The sequence below is a fragment of the Dellaglioa sp. CoH-56-MRSF-13 genome (assembly GCF_056782095.1).
In genome coordinates, this window is record NZ_JBXAYC010000075.1 from 1 (window position 1) to 409 (window position 409).

Annotated in this window: 1 protein-coding gene; it reads left to right on the plus strand. The window is 57.5% G+C overall.

Features of this window, described 5'->3' with window-relative positions; all coding sequences use genetic code 11:
* Positions 1 to 409, plus strand: a 409-nt coding sequence (locus AC1RP1_RS07950) for a hypothetical protein (protein WP_481762713.1), incomplete at both ends; no start/stop codon positions are given.

Below are 409 nucleotides of genomic sequence, written 5' to 3' on the forward strand. Positions count from 1 at the left end.
CCACCATTCCTGTGGCTGCGGCCGACGCCGCGTTCGTGCGTCCAATCATCGAATGGATGCTGGGCAATACTGAGCGGCCGGCCCAGCTCCCGGAGCACGAACTGTTTCAGCATGAACGCGTCGAATACGTGCTGCACAACGCGGCTGTGGAATGGTTCGAGTTCCCTGAACCTCCGGACGGCACGCAAGAGTATTACCGTGGCGCGAAGACGTTCATCGTTGATGATGAGGAAGGCGGCTTCGTACTCGAAGTGTGCGGCGGCATCAACCACGAAGACGGCGTTATCGGCCTGTTTCATGACTGGATCAGTGTATTCATCGACGAGCCGCACGGTCACGAGTACGGTTGGTTCCGATTTGAAGGGGAATGGGTGAATAGCCCTCTGTACGTAGGTCTTACGCCTGAACT